Origin of the sequence: Aeromonas sp. HMWF015, from assembly GCF_963878965.1 — a bacterium.
Classification (GTDB): domain Bacteria; phylum Pseudomonadota; class Gammaproteobacteria; order Enterobacterales; family Aeromonadaceae; genus Aeromonas; species Aeromonas veronii.
This window is the reverse complement of the sequence record NZ_CAWNZT010000007.1, coordinates 1-1,123: the sequence shown is the minus strand read 5'-3', so window position 1 is coordinate 1,123 and position 1,123 is coordinate 1. Positions and strand designations below refer to the sequence as shown.

1 protein-coding gene is annotated in these 1,123 nt (G+C 59.3%); it reads left to right on the top strand.

Translation table 11 applies throughout. The annotated features are described in order from the left end of the window. Window positions 1-1,123, top strand: a 1,123-nt coding sequence (locus AACS18_RS00405) for a DUF927 domain-containing protein (protein WP_146184827.1), incomplete at both ends; no start/stop codon positions are given.

Genomic DNA, 1,123 nt, shown 5'->3' with positions numbered 1-1,123 from the left:
ACCCGCCGTTGGGCAATGCCCATGCGCATGCTGGTTCACAAAGGTGGCGAGGAGGTATTCGGCCAGCTGGCGGAAAGCGGGCTCAGTTACATCAACATGAGCAAAAAGAATCTGCTGCGCGATTACCTGATGAGCTGCCAGCCACAAGCCAGGATCACCTGTGTCGAGCGCACTGGTTGGCACAAGCGGGCCTATGTGCTGCCAAATGGCAACTTGGGGCCGGACGCCAACGAGGTGATCCTGCAAACTACCGGCTATGTGAATAACGACTTCACCACGTCAGGCACCTTGGCCGAGTGGCAAGCTCAGGTTGCCGATCTGGCGGTTGGTAATAGTCGGTTAGCCTTTGCCATGTCGTGTGCCTTTGCTGCTCCCTTGCTATCACTGATCGGGGTAGAGGGGGGAGGGTTCCACCTGAAAGGTGAGAGTACCGATGGAAAGACCACCGTGATGATGGCTGCTGCCAGCGTGTACGGCCCAGAGGCGTTTGCCCATACCTGGCGAGCCACCGGTAACGCGATAGAAGGGATCGCCAGTCGCCGCAATGATGCCTTGCTGTGCCTGGATGAAATCAAGGAGGTGGATGGACGGGAGGCCGGTCTGGTCGCCTATATGCTGGCTAACGGACAGGGCAAGGGCCGGAGCCGCCAGGATGGGGAGCTGCGCGAGCGCAAGCAGTGGCGCTTGCTGTTCCTCTCTACCGGTGAGCTTTCCCTGGAAGACCACGCCGAGCAAGCAGGCCAGCGTACCTTTGCCGGTATGGAGATCCGCACTATCCAGATCCCAAGTGATACCGGCAAACATGGAGCGTTTGAGGAGCTACATGGTATGGCCGATGGCCGCCAGTTTGCCGATACCCTGCGCGAGCACCTGCAAGGACAACACGGCACAGCTTTTCGTGCTTATGTTGAGGCATTGGCCAATGACCTGAACGGGCACAGCGCATGGATGAAGGGCGAGATCCGCCGATTGGTCACGACTATGACCCCAGAGGGTGCCGGTAATCAGGTAGGGCGTGCGATCAACCGCTTTGCCCTGGTAGCCGCTGCCGGTGAGCTGGCCACCCGCTTGGGGATTACTGGATGGCAAGCAGGAGAGGCCACTAAAGCCGTGCGAACTTGTC